The organism is Bradyrhizobium sp. 40, assembly GCF_023100925.1.
Taxonomy (GTDB): domain Bacteria; phylum Pseudomonadota; class Alphaproteobacteria; order Rhizobiales; family Xanthobacteraceae; genus Bradyrhizobium.
The window spans coordinates 805,580-821,855 of sequence record NZ_CP064688.1; the positions used below are offsets into that span (position 1 = coordinate 805,580).

A 16,276-nucleotide genomic window follows, 5' to 3' on the forward strand; every position below is an offset into this window, starting at 1 on the left:
GCGCCTCTCGCGTCCAGACGACCTTCATCCCCGCGCAAATTTCGCGAAGGCCTCCGCAACCTCGGCATCCGTAGCGACCTCGCCGCGATCTATGGACGCCAAGGCCGAATCGATGCTCCGCAATTCCTCTTGCGTCGCAAGATACTCGCCGCCGAGCAGCTCACTCTCGATTTCGCTGGCAATGGCGACCAGCTCGTTCTGGGCCTCTTCAGGCCAGGTCTGGGCACGTTCCAGAACGTTTCGTAGATCGCTTGCGACCATGGATCCGACTATATCAGGCGGCGGATGGCTATCCAATCGCCTTGAGCCGACGGCTATTTCCCAAATGCCAGCACGTGCAACCCCAGCCGCTGTCGCACGATCCAGAACAGCAGCACCGTCTCGAAACTGAGCGAGATCGAGGTCGCGGCCGCAGCGCCGTGGCCGCCGAAGCGCGGCACCAGCGCGATGCAGAGCATCAGGTTCATCGCAAAGGCCAGCGCATAGGCCAGCGCGCAGATCTTCTGCTGGCCGAGCATGTTGAGGAGCCGTTCGACCGGGCCGATCGCGGATCGGACCACGAGGCCAATGGCGGCGACGAACATGATGTCGTAGCCGACCACGAATTGAGGCCCGAACAGCCAGAGCAGCGGCTTGCCGAGCGCGAGCAGCACGATGGTCGCCGCCAGCGACGGCCAGAACGTCCAGTTGATGGCATGCGCCACGTAAGCCGACAGCCGCGCCTTGTCGCCGCTTGCATTGTATTCGGCGAAGCGATGCGCGGTCGTCGCCGACATCGCGTAGTGGATGAAGGAGACCAGCGCGAGCGTCTTCACCACGGCGAAATAGACGCCGACCTCGTCGGAGGGGCGGAACTGCTGAAGCACCAGCACGTCGGTGTAGGACAGCAGCAGGTAGAAGCTTTCGACCAGCAGGATCGGCAGCGAGACGGCGAGCCAGCCGCTGACGTCGTAGGCCTTGGGACCGGGCTCGATGTGACCAGCGAGCTTGCGGTTCAGCACCACCATCTGCCCGGTCATCGCGATCCACACCGCGCCGGCACTCGCGATCATCGCGGCGACCGCGCCGAGATGATAGCCGAGCAGGAAGGCGCAGGCCGTGATGCCGATGATCAGCGCCTGGCGGATGATGAATTGCGGCATCAGGCCGAGCTGCATCCAGTCATGCGAGCGCGCGATGCCGTCCTGGGTGTTGGCGACGACGAAAGCGGGCAGCGTCATGCAGCCGATATAGAGCGGCAGCTCTTCGGCCGGCTCGATCCAGGGTGACAGCAATTTGACGAGACCGGCGAGGCCGAGCGAGACCAGCGCGGAAACGGCAAAGGTCAGCCAACGGCTGCCCGAGAGAAAGCCGCGCAGCAGCGCATGCTCGCCACGGGCGCGGTATTCCGGAATGATCTTTTGCGCGGAGGCCGAGATGCCGAAGTCCATCATGCTGCCGAGCAGCAGCACCCAGGTCCAGACATAGACATAGACGCCGTAGTCCGACGTCCCCATCCAGCGCGCGAGCAGGACCTGAGAGAAATATGCAAGGCCCGCGCTGATCACGCGGATGACGAAGATGGTGCCGGCCAGCCGCCGCGTCAGCGATGCCTCGCTCGACCCGCCCGTTAATTTCTCGCGCAGCCGCGCGATGAGGCCGGCAGGTCCGGTCGTTGCGGGTTCTGCATCCATCACGGCCAATTCGAAGGGTCCCCGAGGCGCGCACGAGTGCTGCGGCAGACTTGCCGCAGGAGCCCTGGGGCTTAGCAACCATTCGTTAAGATTCGGTTGGATCAAGGATGTCGTCCTAGCGAATGCCAGGACCCATACCGCGTGATCTGTCAGGAGGAATTGGGTAGCAGTTCCAAAGAAGGAGTCTTCGCCAAACTAATCCCTGGGGTAATGGGTCCCGGCCTGCGCCGGGACGACCACTCACTCCAAGTTGGTATTGAACTCGTACGACTTCTCCGGTCCGACCAGCGTGAACTTCAGCGCTGCGCCGTCGGGCTTGGCGCCCGGCGGCAGTCCGTCGAGTTCGAAAGAAAATCGCTTCACGCCCGGTGGGCTGGGCTCGACCGGCGCCGGGATCGGCAACGCCCAATCGGGCGTCGGGCCTTCCACATAGAGATTGACGGTGCGCGCATCGGGCACGACGACGTCCACCACCACATTCTTGGGCCCGTCGCGCTTGACGTCGCGGATGGTGAGCGGGTTGGGATCGCCGATGGTGGCAGGCTTGGGCACGGTGTCGAGCGCTGCACGCAAATTGGCGTCCTCGGTCGAGGCGACGCTATTGAAGCCAAGCTCGGCGCGAGCCTCGACGGGAATGCAAAGCTTTTCGCACACCGCATAATTGATCTCGGCGCGCAACGTCACCGGCTTGTCGGCCGCCTTGGCGATGATGCGCAGGGGCAGCACGATCTGGTCGTGATAGCCGATCGAATGGCCGCCCGCGCCGTCGTCGAATTTCTGCGGGGCCGGCCACATCACCGTCACCGCCTCGACATTGTCGGATTTCGAGAAATCGAAGCGCGGCGGAACGCCGGAATCGCCCGGCATGCGCCAATAGGTTTTCCAGCCGGGCTGGATCTGGAAGGCGATACCGCCGAGCAGGACGGCGCCGCTGCGCGATCCCGCGAGCAACCGCACCGCGGAATGTCCATCGCGCTGCCACGGCGATGAATCGTCGGCATGGGCCGCAAGCGCCAGCGACGACGCGAGCAGGGTTGTCGCGACGCCAATCGCCGCACGCCGGGGAACTCTTGTCAGCATGGTACGTCTTTACAGGGTCACCCCGCGGCAAACCATTGAATTGCTTGTGATGGATGCACTTGAATCAAGGCCCTCCAAGCCTTGATTTGACAGCGGCCCGGCCCGACATCAGGATAGGAATTGAAACCGGAGTGCTTCACCGATGGCTCCCACAGGCAAGAGGACGGGCGAAAGCACCCGCAAGTCAGCCCCCGCGCTCCCGAGTTCGGCGGGCTACCTCGACGGCCAGCTGTTGATCGCCATGCCCGTGATGGGCGACGAGCGCTTCGAGCGCTCGGTGATTTATCTCTGCGCCCACTCCGCCGAAGGCGCGATGGGCATCATCGTCAACCACCCGGCCGGCAGCATCGACTTCCCCGAGCTGTTGCAGCAACTCGGCATCATCAACAAGGGCGAGCACATCAAGCTGCCTGAGAACGCCGAAAGCATGAAGGTGCTGCGCGGCGGTCCGGTCGATACCGGCCGCGGCTTCGTGCTGCACTCCAGCGATTTCTACATCGAAAACGCGACGCTCCGGATCGACGACGGCGTCTGCCTCACCGCGACCGTCGACATCCTGCGCGCCATCGCCAACGGCTCCGGCCCCAAGCACGCCATCCTCGCGCTCGGTTATGCCGGCTGGGCGCCCGGCCAGCTCGAGACCGAAATCCAGAGCAATGGCTGGCTGCATTGCGACGCGGATTCGGATTTGATCTTCGGCGACGACGTCGACGAAAAATACGGACGCGCGCTGCGCAAGATCGGCATCGATCCCGGCATGCTCTCGAACGAGGCCGGGCACGCGTAGCGCCTCGCTGTCATGCCCCGCGAAGGCGGGGCATCCAGTACGCCGCGGCGCATCGGTTCTATCACAACTGTCTCGGAGTGCTGGATCGCCCGGTCAAGCCGGGCGATGACACCGATTGCTGAGTAACGCCTACTCCGCCGCCTGCTGCTGGACCGTCGGCTCCGTGCCTGCGACCGTCGCGCGGCGCATGTCGCGGGGCTGCGACTGGTCGTAGCGGCGGACGCGGTGCATGGTCTGGCGGTTGTCCCACATCACGAGGTCATGCAGCGTCCATTTGTGGACGTAGACGAACTCGCTCTGGGTCGCGTGCTCGTTGAGATCGCGCAGCAGCAGCCGACCCTCGGGGACGCTCATGCCGACGATCTTGCCGGCATGCGATGAGAGATAGAGCGACCTCCGGCGATGAACGGGATGGGTGCGCACGAGACGTTGCAGCACCGGCTTGAACATCTGCTTCTCGTCGTCGGTGTATTCGGTGAAGCCGAGCGATCCCCGCGAATACATCAGCGAGTGCTCGCAGACGAGATCTTCGATCTCCGCCTTGGTCTCGTCGTCGAGCGGGTCATAGGCCGCCCGCATGTCGGCGAATTCTGTGTTGCCGCCCTTCGGGTTGAGCACGCGGGCCGACAGCAGCGAGAATTTTGCCGGGATGGGGCGGAACGAGCTGTCGGAATGCCACAGGCAGTTGCCGAGGTTGAACAGATGCGCGCGGCTGTCCTTTGCCAGCGGCTTGCCGTCCTTGCCGAGATTGGAGACGTCGTTCAGGCCCGATTGGAGGCGGTAGTCTTTTTCCTTCGTGACGGTGCCGCCGCGCGCGTCCTCGCGCTGGCCGAAATTCAACGCGAAAGCCATCTGCTGTTCGTCGGTGATGTCCTGGTCGTGGAACACCAGCACCGCATATTTGTCCATGGCGGCTTCGATCTCGCGCGCCTCGGCCTCGGTGAGAGGTTGCCGCAGGTCGAGGCCGGAAACCTCGCCGACAAAATGTTTGTGAAGCTGCCGGATGGCGATCGTCATGACGTTTCTCCCGCGAACCGCGAGCGGTTGGTCCGCTCTGTCGGTGAAAAAGTTACTCCCGTAACAAGCGATGTCAACGCTAGGCGCGCATAGCTGCCCGTAGCCCGGATGGAGCGCAGCGTAAATCGGGAAGTCTTCCCGCGAGGTGAGAACCCCGGAGTGCGCTGGGCTCCATCCAGGCTACGCACCTTTGGTGCCGCTCACGCGTTGCGCGCCATCAGGCCGCCGTCGACGGGGATCACCGCGCCGGTGAGGAAGGACGCTGCCGGCAGGCACAGGCTCAGCGTCATGTGCGCGACCTCTTCGGGGTCGCCGTAGCGGCCCAGTGCAGTGCGGCGCTTGGCGTAGATGGTCTTGTGCTCTTCCGAGATCCTGTCTGTGATGGCGGTGCGGACCGGCCCCGGGCAGATGCAGTTGACGGTGATGCCTTCGCGGCCGAGCTCCACCGCGAGCGAGCGGGTGAGGCTGGCGACGCCGCCCTTCGCCGCCGAATAGGGGCTGTGCAAAGCGGTGGCGCCGAGCGCCTCGGTCGAGGCGATGTTGACGATGCGCGGGCTCTTCGACTTGCGCAAGTGAGGCAGCGCGGCGCGGATGATGCGCGGATGAGCCGTCAGCATCACCGCGATACCCCTAGCCCAGGCGTCCTCATAGGCCTCGTCGTCGATCGCGACGCGCACGGAGATGCCGGCATTGTTGACGATGATGTCGAGCCCGCCGAAATGCGTCGCGACGTCACCGACCACGCGCCTGATCTCATCGCCGTCGGCCACGTCGAGCTTCCAGGCTTTCGCGGCTCCGCCGCTTGCCGCGATCTCCTTCGCCACGGCCAGCGCGCCCTGCTCGTCATAATCGGTGACGGCGACGTTGGCGCCCTCGGTGGCGAACACGCGGGCCGTTGCGCGTCCCATGCCGCTGGCCGCGCCGGTGACGAGAACGGTCAGGCCCTTCACGGAGCGGCTGAGCTGTTTGAAATCGGACATGGTGTTTCCTCGTGCTCTGCTTGTTCTTGTTGGTGATTGACAAGGCTGTCATCGATCCGCAGACAGGTCAAACAAGCAAGACGATCGGGGAGGCCAGCGATGACGAACGAGCTCGATTTCTCAGGCAAGCAGGTGCTGGTCGTCGGCGGATCCAGCGGCATCGGCAACGGTATCGCGCAAGCCTTTCGCGTCAGGGGCGCGCAAGTCGCGGTCTGCGGCACGCGTGCTCACGCGAAGGAATATTCAGCTGAGGAGGGCTCGGATCTCACCGGTCTCTCCTACGCGCAACTCGACGTCGGCAATGCCGGAGCGGTCGAAGCGTTCAAGCCGTCGTTCGATCGGCTCGATATCCTGGTGCTCGCGCAGGGCGCGGTGCTCTATCGCCGCGGCGAGTTCGAGATGGCTGGCTTTCGCAAGGTCGTCGAGGTCAACCTGATGAGCCTGATGGCCTGCGCCACGCGATTTCATTCCATGCTGCGGGACTCGCGGGGATCGCTGATCATGGTGTCCTCGACCGCGGCCTATCATTCCACCATGGGCAATCCTGCTTACAACGCGTCGAAGACCGGGGCTGTCGGATTGACACGGACGCTCGGCGAGGCCTGGGCCGAAGACGGCATCCGCGTCAACGGCATCGCGCCTGGTCTGGTCGACACCAAGATGACGAAGGTGACGACCGAGAATCCCAAGCGGCTCGAAGGTGCACTTTCACGCATTCCGCTGCGGCGATTGGGCACGCCTGCTGACATGGCGGGCGCGGCGCTGTTCCTGGCATCTCCGCTGTCGTCCTACATTATCGGCCAGACGTTGGTCGTCGACGGCGGGCTGATTCTCTGAGTCCAATTTCAAGTCAGATGGAACTGCGCCGCTCCTGATCGGTTACTTGGGCTGACCCCCCGAGGAGGAGCATCATGGATAAAGATCGGATTGTCGGATCGGCCAAGGAATTCGCCGGACGCGCGGAAGGCGCTGTCGGTGATCTCGCAGGCGATGCGCAGACACAGGCGTCGGGCAAGGCACGCGAAGCGGCCGGCACGGTGCAGAATCTCTACGGCCAGGCCAAGGATGCCGTACTTGACGCGACCGATACCGCGGCCAGCTATGCCAAGGACGCCTACGACAAGCCGGCCGAAACCTTGCGCGACGGTTCGCAGGCGATTGCCCAGAAGGTGCAGGACAACCCGCTCGGCGCGCTGCTGGTCGCCGGCGGCATAGGCTTCGCGCTCGCGTTGCTGATGGCACGGCCTTCCCGCCGCCCGCCGCCGCGCTGGCGGTATTAAGGCTGAAGCCAACGCGCGATATTCATCGGGCCCCGGACGCAGCGCGGCGTGTAACGCCGCGTTGCCGAGCCGGGGCCTTTTTTTATGGATGTTGTAAGGCTGTGTCCGTTCTGCGGCTGCGCCGCGTCCGGGACATGAGATCAACTATCGGAACACTTCCGCCGATCGCCCGACATTGCCAGGCGGCCGCGGGATCGCGGGGTTGGGATTCGGATTGCGCGGCGCGGGCGCCAATTGACGCGGCGGGGGCGGCGGCGAGCCAAAGCCGAAGAAATCTCGCATCGATGGCGCTGCCTGTGCCGGTTGCTGCGGCACCGATGGCTTCTTTGGCGCAAGCTTTGGCGGGGCGATCGCTGCGGCCGCACCCGGCGTACCGCCATCAGGCGTCGTCGCGGCGACCGGCGTATCGCCCTTGGCCTGCTCGCGGCCGACTTCGCGGCGCGGCCAGGCATAATCGTCAGCGCGGCCGGCCGGCGCAGCCAGTGGCTCGCCCTTCACCATCGTCTTCGCAGCGAGCGCATCGACGGCGGCAGGACGTGAGCCCGGCCCACCCAGCAATTGATCGGTCGAGATCGAGGCCGCAACCAGCGGCACGATCGGGCCGGCCAGCGGCCGCGGCGCGGGCTTGCCGGGTTCGGCACTGGTGTCGGGGGTCGCCGGTTCGCTCGGCAGCGCGATCGGGCCGGAGCGCCCGGCGAGCAGGCGGGTGATCTCGCGTTCGACATAGTGGGCGAGCTTGCGCGCGCCGGGTTTTGTGAAATAGACGCCGTCACCGCTGCGGAGTTGACGGATCTGGCCTTCGAAGTCCGGGCCCTTCTGCAAGAAGCGGCCGGCCTCGTCGACAAAGCCGTCCCAGACGTCGACGTAAGTGATGCCGGCCTTGGCCGCGCCTTCGCGATAGAGCGAATCCAGGAACAGCATGTCCGCGGTGCCCTTGGGACCGCGGATCGCGGGCAGGCCGACCCAGAGCACCGGCACGCCCTTGGACTTGAGGACGTTGGCGAGCTCCTCGATCTTCTTGCCGTAGAGCTCGACCCAGCGTTCGTCGCGGAATTCGTAGAGGCCGTTCGGGTTACGCGCGGTCTTCTCGGGCGCAGCGACCGCGGGTGCGTCAGCGTTGTCGGCATCATCCTGCGGCAGGTCGGCATCGGCCGGCTTGTCGTCCGGCTTCGCGGCGGTGTCGCCTGGCTTGGCATCGCCGGGCTTGGCCGGTGGTTTGCCGCGCGCGCCCTTGTCGTTCTTCTTGTCCGTCGCCTTGTCCGATTTATCGGGCGCCGCCGCCTCGCGGATCGCGATGCGGTCGTTGAGGCCGAGCATCACCACGATCACGTCGGGCTTCTCGGTCTCGAGAATGCCCTTTGCAGCAGCCGTCCAGTCCGAGGGCTCACCCTTGGGCTGATACTTGATCAGGCCGGACGTGGTCTTGTGCTTGCGGATCACGCCCATGTCGGGCTGCTCGGTGTAGGCATCCTCCAGGCCGTAGGCGAGCCAATCGGCCATGGCGTCGCCAATCACCAGCACGTTCCTGTCGGGAATGGTCTCGCGCTTGGCCGGCGCCGGCGCGCGCGAAAAGTCCTGACGCGGTGCTTGCGGCTGTTGCTGCTGGAACGGCGCGAAGAAGTCGCCGCCGAACCATCCGCCACCGCCACCTCCACCGTTCCGCGGCGGCGGCGGAGCCGCGCGCTGCGGTGGGCCGCCGAAGCCGGGGAAGTTGAAGAACTGCGCCGAGGCGGGTCCCGCGACCGACACCAGAATCGCAAGCGCCGTCCCCAGCGCGATCAGCGGGCCGGTCTCGGTCAGCACCTTGAACAGGGACTTCTTCGACATGCGATCTCGGCACGTGCAATGGGGATCAGGACAGGCTCGATATAATAACGGAATCGGGCGCCAAACGGGCAGATTCTCTTTCAGATTCTCTTCAGATCCTTGAGATCCTTGGCCCAAGATTATTGGCCCATACACGGCGAACCGCCGCCCCGGTCAAGACTGCCGGCCAAAATCCCTGTTCAGGGTTACTTTCGGCGCGATTTTACCGCCCGCGCAGCCGGTTCAGCGCGTCGGAGGAGGCAAATCCGTCCGCGGGGACCCCGATCGAGGCCTGGAAGTTGCGCAGGGCTTCCCGGGTCTGGCCGCCGAACTGGCCGTCGGGGGTGCCCTTGTAGAAGCCGCGCTGGGCCAGCAGCTGCTGGAGTTCCAGCCGTTCGGTCCGGGACAGCTCCCGTTCCTGCCGCGGCCAAGGCTGCACGAACGGCTGGCCGCCGCGCAGGCGGTCGGCGAAATGGCCGATCGCCAGCGCATAAGCCTCGGCCGGATTGTACTTCATGATGACCCGGAAGTTCTGCAGCATCAGGAAGCCCGGCCCCTGCGCGCCGGCCGGCGCCAGCAGGTAGGCCTTCTCGGCCGGATGCGGGAAGGGCTGGTTGGCCGGGCGCTTGAGGCCGAGCTTTTCCCATTGCGCCACCGTCATCGCCTTGGCGCGATCGGCCAGCATGTAGTTGAAGCCCTGGGGCACCACGACCTCGTAGCCCCAGGTCTGGCCGGGCTGCCAGCCGTCCTTCTTCAAATTGTTGGCGGTCGACGCAATCAGGTCGGAGGGATTGTCGACGACGTCACGCCGGCCGTCGCCGTCGCCGTCCACGGCAAAGCGCTTGAACGCGGTCGGCATGAACTGGGTCGGGCCGAAGGCGCCGGCCCAGGAGCCGCGCAATTGTTCGGGCCTGAGATCGCCGCGGTTGAGGATCTCCAGCGCGGAGAGGAATTCGTCCTTGAAGTAAGCCTGACGGCGGCCGATGCAGGCGAGCGTCGCGGTCGATTGCAGCACGCTGCGGTCGCCCATCTGAGTCGAGTAGTTGGACTCGATGCCCCAGATCGAGGCGATGATATAGCGATCGACGCCGGTGGCTTTTTCGGTGGCGTCGAACTGCGCCTTGTATTTGGCCAGGACCTCGCGGCCCTTGGCGAGGCGGTTGTCGTTCACGAGGATGTCGAGATAGTCCCAGATCGACTTGGTGAACTCCGGCTGCGAGTCCATCAGGTCCATGATGCGCAGATCGGGCGCGAGGCCTGCCGTGAAGCGCTGGAAATTTTCCTGCGTGATGTTGCGCCGTGCGGCATCGGGCCACATGCCCGCGACGCAATTGTTGAAATTGCCCGCGGCCTCGCGGATCGCGGCGGCTGTCATCAGCGGATGCCCGGAGGCGCCGTCCTCGCCGGTCCAGGGTTGAACTCCCGTTTGAGCCCCGCTGGGCCCGGGCGCTGCTGGCGAAGGCGCCGCGTTGGGGCCGGAGAAGATACCGCCGAACAGATTTGACAGACCGTTCTGAGCCTGCGCGCCGGCGGGAAGCGGGAACAGCAGGGCGGCCGCAATCATCGTCGCACCGGTCACGGACCCGCCCCGTTTTGCCAGCCCTGCCATTGATTGCATCATGTCCACACCTGTCCGGCCAAAATCCGCCCTCAGGAGGCCTGGTTACGGTTGCCAACAGCTTAACAAAGGTGAAATTTTGATGGTGGCCTTTTTCTTAACTCTGTGAGGATGAGGCCCCACATCCGCCTTTGTTGGCGGCTGCAAACAAGCTAGCAAGATGCCATTGCTCCCTTCACGTGTTCCTCAGGTATTCGATCAATCCCATGAAAATCCGCAAAGCCGTATTTCCCGTTGCCGGCCTCGGCACCCGCGTCCTGCCCGCCACCAAGGCGATGCCGAAGGAAATGCTGACGATCGTCGACAAGCCGCTGATCCAGTACGTCTATGACGAGGCCCGGGAAGCCGGCATCGAGCACTTCATCTTCGTCACGGGCCGCAACAAAAGTGTCATCGAAGACCATTTCGACCGGATGTTCGAGCTCGATGCGACGCTGGCCGCGCGCGGCAAGAAGACCGAGCAGGACGTTCTGGCGCAGAACCAGCCGGAGGCCGGCGCCGTCAGCTTCACCCGCCAGCAGGCGCCGCTCGGCCTCGGTCACGCGGTCTGGTGCGCGCGCGACATCGTCGGCAACGAACCGTTCGCGGTCGTGCTGCCCGACGAACTCGTGCTCAATTCGCCCGGCTGCCTGAAGCAGATGATCGACACCGCCAGCAAGCTCGGCGAAAAATCCAACGTCATCGCGGTCGAGCCGGTGCCTGACCATCTGACCCATCAATACGGCATCTGCGGCGTCGGCAAACGCACCGGCAAGATGTTCGAAGTCGACGGCATGGTCGAGAAGCCGGCCAAGGGCACCGCGCCCTCCAATCTTTCGATCACCGGCCGCTACATCCTGCAGCCGGAGATCTTCAAGATCCTGGAGACCCAGGAGCGCGGCGCCGGCGGCGAGATCCAGCTCACCGACGCCATGATCGGCCTCGCCAGATCGCAAAAATTCTACGGCGTCGAGTTCGAGGGCGAGCGCCACGATTGCGGCTCCAAACCCGGCTTCCTCCGCGCCAACATCGCCTACGGCCTGAAGCGGCCGGAGCTGCGTGACGGGCTCATTGCGGAGATGAAGAAATATCTGGGGCAGTAGCGCTCCGCTCGTCATTGCGAGGAGCGAAGCGACGAAAGCAATCCAGGCTGCCTCCGCGGCGACAGTCTGGATTGCTTCGCTTCGCTCGCGATGACGGAACGAACCCCTCACGCCACCAGCGACAGCTTCGGCAAGCTCGCGACCACCGACTGGTTGCGGCCGCCGGCTTTTGCGGCGTAGAGGGCCTTGTCGGCGGCGGCGACCAGCAGCGGCCAGTCCATGCCCGTGGTCGGAACGAGGCTCGCGATGCCGCAGGACACTGTCGAGCTCGTGTGGTCGTCGGACCAGCCCTGCACCTTGGCGCGGATCTTCTCGGCCACCGTGAGGGCGTCGGTGACCGAGGTGCCCGGCAGCAGCACGGCGAATTCCTCGCCGCCATAGCGCGCCGCGCAATCGCCGGCGCGGCTCACCGAATCGGAAATGCAGATGGCGATGCCGACCAGCACCTGGTCGCCGGCCTGGTGGCCGAACGTGTCGTTGTAGGCCTTGAAGTGATCGGCATCGATCATCAAGAGCGCGATCGGCGTCTGCTGCCGCATCGCGCGCCGCCATTCGACGTCGATCACCTGGTCGAACTTGCGGCGGTTCTTCAGGCCGGTGAGCGCGTCGGTCGTCGCCATCTCCTCGAGCTTGCGCTCGGCCTCGGCGCGCCGGCCGATCTCGCGCGCGAGCACCAGCGTCGATGCGAGCATGAACAGGCTGAGCGCCAGCACCACGGCGCCGATGCGGTAGGCTTCCCTCTGCCAGAGCTCGAACACCGCGGCCAGCGGTTTGCCCGCCACCACGAACAGCGGACCGCTGTCGCTGCTGCGCACATAAAGTCGCGGAGTCGGATCGACCGGGCCCTGGCCCGCATAGGAGGCGCCGACCCGGAGATTTTCGGCCTTCCATGTCCGCCGATCGTTCAGGTTGGTGCCGATCACGTCGAGGTCGAACGGGCGCCGCATCATGATGGTGCGGTCGCGCTTGAGCACGGTGATGGTGTCATGGGGATCGAGGTTCAGCCGCTCGAACAACTCGTGGAAATAGCTGAAGCGGATCGAGCCGGCGACGACCCCGAGGAAGCCTCCGTCGGTGTCACTGATGCGCCGGCTCAGCACGATTGCATAGGCGCCGCGGAACAGCATCGGGCGGCTGATGAAGAGGCCCGTTTCGGGACTGTCCCGATGGGCCTTGAAGTAATCCTCGTCGCCCCGGTTCACGGCAACGGGATCGAGCGTCGAGGCGTCGATGGTCAACCGGCCGTCGGCGTCGAACACCTGGATCGCGCCGAAATGCCTCGCCGTGGTCGAATGGTCGAACAGGATGAGGTGACGGATCGGCTTCGAGACCGTGGCGATTTCCGGCAGCAGCATGTTGCTGGCGACCGCCTTGAGGGCCAGATCGTAGATCTCGATGTTGCGGCTGACGTCGGACTCGATGGTCGTCGCCAGGTTTTCCAGCGTCTGGCGGGCGAGCGCCTCCTCGCCGCGGCGCATGTCCAGCATGACGTTGACGCAAATGGCGGAAAAGCCGATCACCGTCACCACGGACGAGATGATCAGCAGCTTCGCCGAAAGCCGCCATGGCCGTCGGGCCGTGACGTCGCGCCATCGAGACAACATCGTTTGCTCCCGGCACCAGTGAATGCGCCCGAAAGCTTGAGTAGTGTTTAAGCCGGGACGGCGCTGCCGGAATGAGTTAAAAATTGGTTTCCGCGGCTCACGTTTTTGGGCAAAGCGGGCCTTCGACCAGCGAAGAGGACAGCGGTGAACGACTACGACGCGTTGCGCGATTATCTGATGCGGCAGAAGCAGACGGAATTCGTGCTGACCTATGAACAGATCGAAGAGATCATCGGCGCGGCCCTGCCGCGCGCGGCGAATCGTGCCTCATGGTGGGACAGCCTGCGCAGCCCGGATATCCAAATGCCGCAACGCGAAGCCTGCCTCGCCGCGGGTTTCAAGGCGATGCGGATGCCGGACGGCGAGAGCGTGCGGTTCACCAAGCTGAAGAGTGACCGGCGCAGGCCTGGGTGAGGCGAGGGGAAGCTAGCTCGCCGCTTCCAGGCGCACTTCCGTGAGCAGGCGCATCGCGGCGTCGGCATCCATGGGTTCGCCGAAGGCAAACCCTTGCGCGTATTCGCAGCCCATCTGGTAGAGCTCGACCGCGTCGGAATCGGTCTCGGCACCTTCGGCGACCACGTCCATGCCGAGGTCGTGCGCGAGCGCGATGATGGACTTCAGGATCACCGGGCGGGTGCCGCGGTTGGTGGTGCGAACGAAGGACTGGTCGATCTTGATGGTGTCGAACGGGAAGCGCTGCAGATAGGCCAGCGACGAATGCCCGGTGCCGAAATCGTCGAGCGACAGCCCGGTGCCGAGCTCGCGGATCCGCGTCAGCATCTGTGCCGCGTGCTCCGGATTCTCCATCACCAACGATTCCGTCAGTTCCAGCTTCAGCGTGCCGCGCGCGACCGAGGAGCGCGACAGCACGGTGCGGATATCGTGGATCAGATCGTGGCGCAGCAATTGCCGCGAGGAGACGTTGACCGATGCGAAGATCGGCTCGCGCGAGCGCATCGCGCGCTGCCAGATCGAGAGCTGCTTGGCGGTCTGGTCGAGCACGAACATGCCGAGGTCGATGATCAGGCCGGTCTCTTCCGCGATGGTGATGAATTCCGACGGCGCCATGCGTCCGAGCTTGGGATGATCCCAGCGCACCAGCGCCTCGAAGCCGGCGACGGAGCGGTCTTCAAGCCGCACGATCGGCTGGTACAGGATCGTGAGCTCCTGCCGCTCGATGGCGCGGCGCAGTTCGCTCTCCAGCGTCAGCCGGTCGGTCTTTCGCGCGCGCATCGCGGACTTGTAGACGTCGATGCGGTCGCCGCCGATGCGCTTGGAGTGATACATCGCAAGCTCGGCGTCCTTGATGATCTCGTCCGTGAGCTGAACTTGCGGATCGGACAAGGCAAGGCCGATCGAGGCCGTGAGAAATATCTCGCGTTCGTTGAAGGCGATCGGCGCGCGGATGGTCTTGCGGATGGTCTCGGCGAAGGCGGTGATGCGGGCGGGGTCCTGCTCCGACAGCAGGATCAGGCCGAACTGGTCGCCGGCGAGCCGCGCCAGCGTATCCTGCGGCTTCAGGATGCGGGTGAGGCGGCGGGCCAGCGTCAGCAGGATGGAATCGCCGACCGCGATGCCGACGGAATCGTTGACCTGCTTGAAGCGGTCGAGGTCGATCACCATCAGCGTCGGCCGCAGCGTCGGCATGGTCTTGGCAAAATGCGCGACGGCGCCGAGGCGGTCCATGAACAGCTTGCGGTTGGGCAGGCCGGTCAGATTGTCATGCACGGAATCGTGGAGCAGGCGCTCCTCGGCGTTGCGGAGCTCGGTGACGTCGGTGAGGGTGCCGACCACGCGCGAGACCTCGCCGTCGGAGCCGACCACCGGGCGCGCCTTCAGCGCGAACCACATGAAGTGACCGTCCGGCGTGCGCAGGCGGAAATCCTGCACCAGGCGGCCGCGGCGCTGGTCGAGCACGCTGTCGAGCGCTGCGCGAAAACGGTCCTGGTCGAGCGGGTGCAACACTTCGAGCCAGGAGGCGGCCGGACCTTCCAGCGTGCCGCGCTTGAGGCCGAGCAGGGCCTCGGTCTCGGGGCTGGTGAAGACCTTGTCGGCGGAAACGTCCCAGTCCCAGATCAGATCGCCGGAACCGGCCAGCGCCAGCGCGCGGCGCTCGATGTCGGAGACGACGCCGGTGGTGGCGCCGCCGCCGGCGAACGCATGCTGCATCACCGTGAAGCCGATCAGCATCACGATCAGCACGAGGCCGCCGAGCAGGGCAGGGCCGACGATGTCGTTGGTGACGGAGCCCGCGACCGTCATGCCGGCCGCGACCACCCAGACCACCAGCAGGAACCAGGTCGGGATCAGCAGCACCGCGCGGTCGAAGCCGTGGGTGGAGAGATAGACGATCAGCGCGAAGCCGGCGAAGGCAATCAACACCAGCGATATGCGCGCGATGCCGGACGCCACCGCAGGGTCGAACAGGGCTAGCGCCACCAGGGAGCCCAGGAACGCGAGCCAGCCCACCGTGATGTGGGAATATCGCACGTGCCATCGACTGAGATTGAGATAGGCGAACAGGAACACCAGCAGCGTCGCCGCCAGGATCGCCTCACCCGCCGCGCGCCAGATGCGCTCGGCGTTGTTCGACATGTCGAGCACCTTGCCCCAGAAGCCGAAATCGACGCCGATATAGACCAGCACCGCCCAGGCCAGCGCCGCGGCGGCCGGGAACATGATGCTGCCCTTGACCACGAACAGGATGGTCAGCACCAGCGCCAGCAGGCCGGAGATGCCGATCACGATGCCCTGGTACAGCGTGAACGAGTTGACCTTGTCCTTGTAGGATTCCGGCTCCCACAGATAGAGCTGCGGCAGCTTGTCGGTGCGCAGCTCCGCGACGAAGGTGACGACGGCGCCGGGATCGAGGGTGACGCGGAAGACGTCGGCGGTCGGACTCTCCTGCCGCTCCGGCCGGTCGCCGGTCGAGGGCGTGATGGTCGCGATGCGCGACAGCCCGAGATCGGGCCAGAGCAGCCCCGAAGAGACGATGCGGTAATGCGGGGCGACGATCAGGCGGTCGAGCTGGTCGTCGGTGTTGTTGGCGAGCGCGAACACCACCCAGTTCTGGCCCCCTTCGCGGGCGCGCACCTCGATGCGGCGGACGATGCCGTCGGTGCCGGGCGCGGTGGAGACCTGGATCCGGTCGGCGTCGCTGCGCTGATGCTCGAGCACGCCGGTGAGGTCGATCGCGGGCGCGTCACCGCGGACGCTGACAGCGTCGAGCGCGCGCGCCGGGAACGCGCAGACGAGAATCATGAGGCCCAGCGCTATGGGCGCGAGGCACCTGATCAGACGCAAGGTCAGTTCTCCGCGTTCGACGCAAACTGTTCGGTGCAGGCTCTTC

General features: G+C 65.2%; 14 protein-coding genes. 5 read left to right on the forward strand and 9 right to left on the reverse strand.

From position 1 onward, the window contains the following. Positions 1-24: 24 nt before the first annotated feature. The 3 genes from IVB40_RS03740 to IVB40_RS03750 all read right to left on the reverse strand — a co-directional run bounded on the left by IVB40_RS03740 (position 25) and on the right by IVB40_RS03750 (position 2,753). Positions 25-261, reverse strand: coding sequence for a hypothetical protein (locus IVB40_RS03740; RefSeq protein ID WP_247818120.1), 237 nt, complete (start codon positions 259-261; stop codon positions 25-27). A 53-nt stretch (positions 262-314) separates the two neighbouring features. Beyond that, positions 315-1,682, reverse strand: a complete 1,368-nt coding sequence (locus tag IVB40_RS03745; protein ID WP_247818121.1) for a flippase — start codon at positions 1,680-1,682, stop codon at positions 315-317. A 231-nt stretch (positions 1,683-1,913) separates the two neighbouring features. After that, positions 1,914-2,753 carry a protein-disulfide reductase DsbD domain-containing protein gene (locus IVB40_RS03750; RefSeq protein WP_247465262.1) on the reverse strand — a complete coding sequence of 280 codons (840 nt, stop codon included), beginning with the start codon at positions 2,751-2,753 and terminating at the stop codon, positions 1,914-1,916. 142 nt (positions 2,754-2,895) lie between these two features. Between IVB40_RS03750 and IVB40_RS03755 the strand changes: the two genes are divergently transcribed. Continuing rightward, a complete protein-coding gene (locus IVB40_RS03755; protein ID WP_007605477.1) occupies positions 2,896-3,540 on the forward strand; it encodes a YqgE/AlgH family protein in 645 nt (214 codons plus the stop codon). Positions 3,541-3,669: 129 nt separating this feature from the next. Here the strand turns inward: IVB40_RS03755 and IVB40_RS03760 are convergent, their stop codons facing one another. Both IVB40_RS03760 and IVB40_RS03765 read right to left on the reverse strand, forming a co-directional pair. Continuing rightward, positions 3,670-4,557, reverse strand: a complete 888-nt coding sequence (locus IVB40_RS03760) for a TauD/TfdA family dioxygenase (RefSeq protein WP_247818122.1) — start codon at positions 4,555-4,557, stop codon at positions 3,670-3,672. A 200-nt stretch (positions 4,558-4,757) separates the two neighbouring features. Beyond that, on the reverse strand, positions 4,758-5,537 hold the full coding sequence (locus IVB40_RS03765) for an SDR family NAD(P)-dependent oxidoreductase (protein ID WP_027570246.1): 780 nt from the start codon (positions 5,535-5,537) through the stop codon (positions 4,758-4,760). Positions 5,538-5,636: 99 nt separating this feature from the next. Between IVB40_RS03765 and IVB40_RS03770 the strand changes: the two genes are divergently transcribed. Both IVB40_RS03770 and IVB40_RS03775 read left to right on the forward strand, forming a co-directional pair. Next, positions 5,637-6,374 carry an SDR family oxidoreductase gene (locus tag IVB40_RS03770; RefSeq protein ID WP_247818123.1) on the forward strand — a complete coding sequence of 246 codons (738 nt, stop codon included), beginning with the start codon at positions 5,637-5,639 and terminating at the stop codon, positions 6,372-6,374. Positions 6,375-6,448: 74 nt separating this feature from the next. Continuing rightward, a complete protein-coding gene (locus IVB40_RS03775; RefSeq protein WP_247818124.1) occupies positions 6,449-6,817 on the forward strand; it encodes a CsbD family protein in 369 nt (122 codons plus the stop codon). Positions 6,818-6,961: 144 nt separating this feature from the next. Here IVB40_RS03775 and IVB40_RS03780 read toward each other — a convergent pair whose 3' ends face one another. Next, positions 6,962-8,644, reverse strand: coding sequence for an SGNH family hydrolase (locus IVB40_RS03780; protein WP_247818125.1), 1,683 nt, complete (start codon positions 8,642-8,644; stop codon positions 6,962-6,964). Positions 8,645-8,846: 202 nt separating this feature from the next. Continuing rightward, positions 8,847-10,244 (reverse strand): lytic murein transglycosylase, encoded by a 1,398-nt coding sequence (locus tag IVB40_RS03785; protein WP_247818126.1) that lies wholly within the window; start codon positions 10,242-10,244, stop codon positions 8,847-8,849. Positions 10,245-10,447: 203 nt separating this feature from the next. Between IVB40_RS03785 and IVB40_RS03790 the strand changes: the two genes are divergently transcribed. Then, entirely contained in the window at positions 10,448-11,323 is an 876-nt protein-coding gene (locus tag IVB40_RS03790; RefSeq protein WP_007599884.1) for a UTP--glucose-1-phosphate uridylyltransferase, read from the forward strand. 107 nt (positions 11,324-11,430) lie between these two features. Here the strand turns inward: IVB40_RS03790 and IVB40_RS03795 are convergent, their stop codons facing one another. Next, positions 11,431-12,927, reverse strand: a complete 1,497-nt coding sequence (locus IVB40_RS03795; RefSeq protein WP_027570251.1) for a diguanylate cyclase — start codon at positions 12,925-12,927, stop codon at positions 11,431-11,433. A 144-nt stretch (positions 12,928-13,071) separates the two neighbouring features. Here IVB40_RS03795 and IVB40_RS03800 point away from each other — a divergent pair, with 144 nt between their 5' ends. Next, positions 13,072-13,341: a hypothetical protein gene (locus tag IVB40_RS03800; protein ID WP_027570252.1), complete on the forward strand. Its 270-nt coding sequence runs from the start codon at positions 13,072-13,074 to the stop codon at positions 13,339-13,341. Positions 13,342-13,353: 12 nt separating this feature from the next. Here IVB40_RS03800 and IVB40_RS03805 read toward each other — a convergent pair whose 3' ends face one another. Further along, positions 13,354-16,230, reverse strand: coding sequence for an EAL domain-containing protein (locus IVB40_RS03805; RefSeq protein WP_026232774.1), 2,877 nt, complete (start codon positions 16,228-16,230; stop codon positions 13,354-13,356). Positions 16,231-16,276: the final 46 nt, after the last annotated feature.

Excerpts from the sequence above, each read along its gene's own strand:
- IVB40_RS03760 (WP_247818122.1), bottom strand. The coding sequence starts at position 4,557 with ATGACGATCGCCATCCGGCAGCTTCACAAACATTTTGTCGGCGAGGTT.
- IVB40_RS03770 (WP_247818123.1), top strand. The coding sequence starts at position 5,637 with ATGACGAACGAGCTCGATTTCTCAGGCAAGCAGGTGCTGGTCGTCGGC.
- IVB40_RS03775 (WP_247818124.1), top strand. The coding sequence starts at position 6,449 with ATGGATAAAGATCGGATTGTCGGATCGGCCAAGGAATTCGCCGGACGC.
- IVB40_RS03750 (WP_247465262.1), bottom strand. The coding sequence starts at position 2,753 with ATGCTGACAAGAGTTCCCCGGCGTGCGGCGATTGGCGTCGCGACAACC.
- IVB40_RS03765 (WP_027570246.1), bottom strand. The coding sequence starts at position 5,537 with ATGTCCGATTTCAAACAGCTCAGCCGCTCCGTGAAGGGCCTGACCGTT.
- IVB40_RS03785 (WP_247818126.1), bottom strand. The coding sequence starts at position 10,244 with ATGATGCAATCAATGGCAGGGCTGGCAAAACGGGGCGGGTCCGTGACC.
- IVB40_RS03755 (WP_007605477.1), top strand. The coding sequence starts at position 2,896 with ATGGCTCCCACAGGCAAGAGGACGGGCGAAAGCACCCGCAAGTCAGCC.
- IVB40_RS03740 (WP_247818120.1), bottom strand. The coding sequence starts at position 261 with ATGGTCGCAAGCGATCTACGAAACGTTCTGGAACGTGCCCAGACCTGG.
- IVB40_RS03780 (WP_247818125.1), bottom strand. The coding sequence starts at position 8,644 with ATGTCGAAGAAGTCCCTGTTCAAGGTGCTGACCGAGACCGGCCCGCTG.
- IVB40_RS03795 (WP_027570251.1), bottom strand. The coding sequence starts at position 12,927 with ATGTTGTCTCGATGGCGCGACGTCACGGCCCGACGGCCATGGCGGCTT.
- IVB40_RS03790 (WP_007599884.1), top strand. The coding sequence starts at position 10,448 with ATGAAAATCCGCAAAGCCGTATTTCCCGTTGCCGGCCTCGGCACCCGC.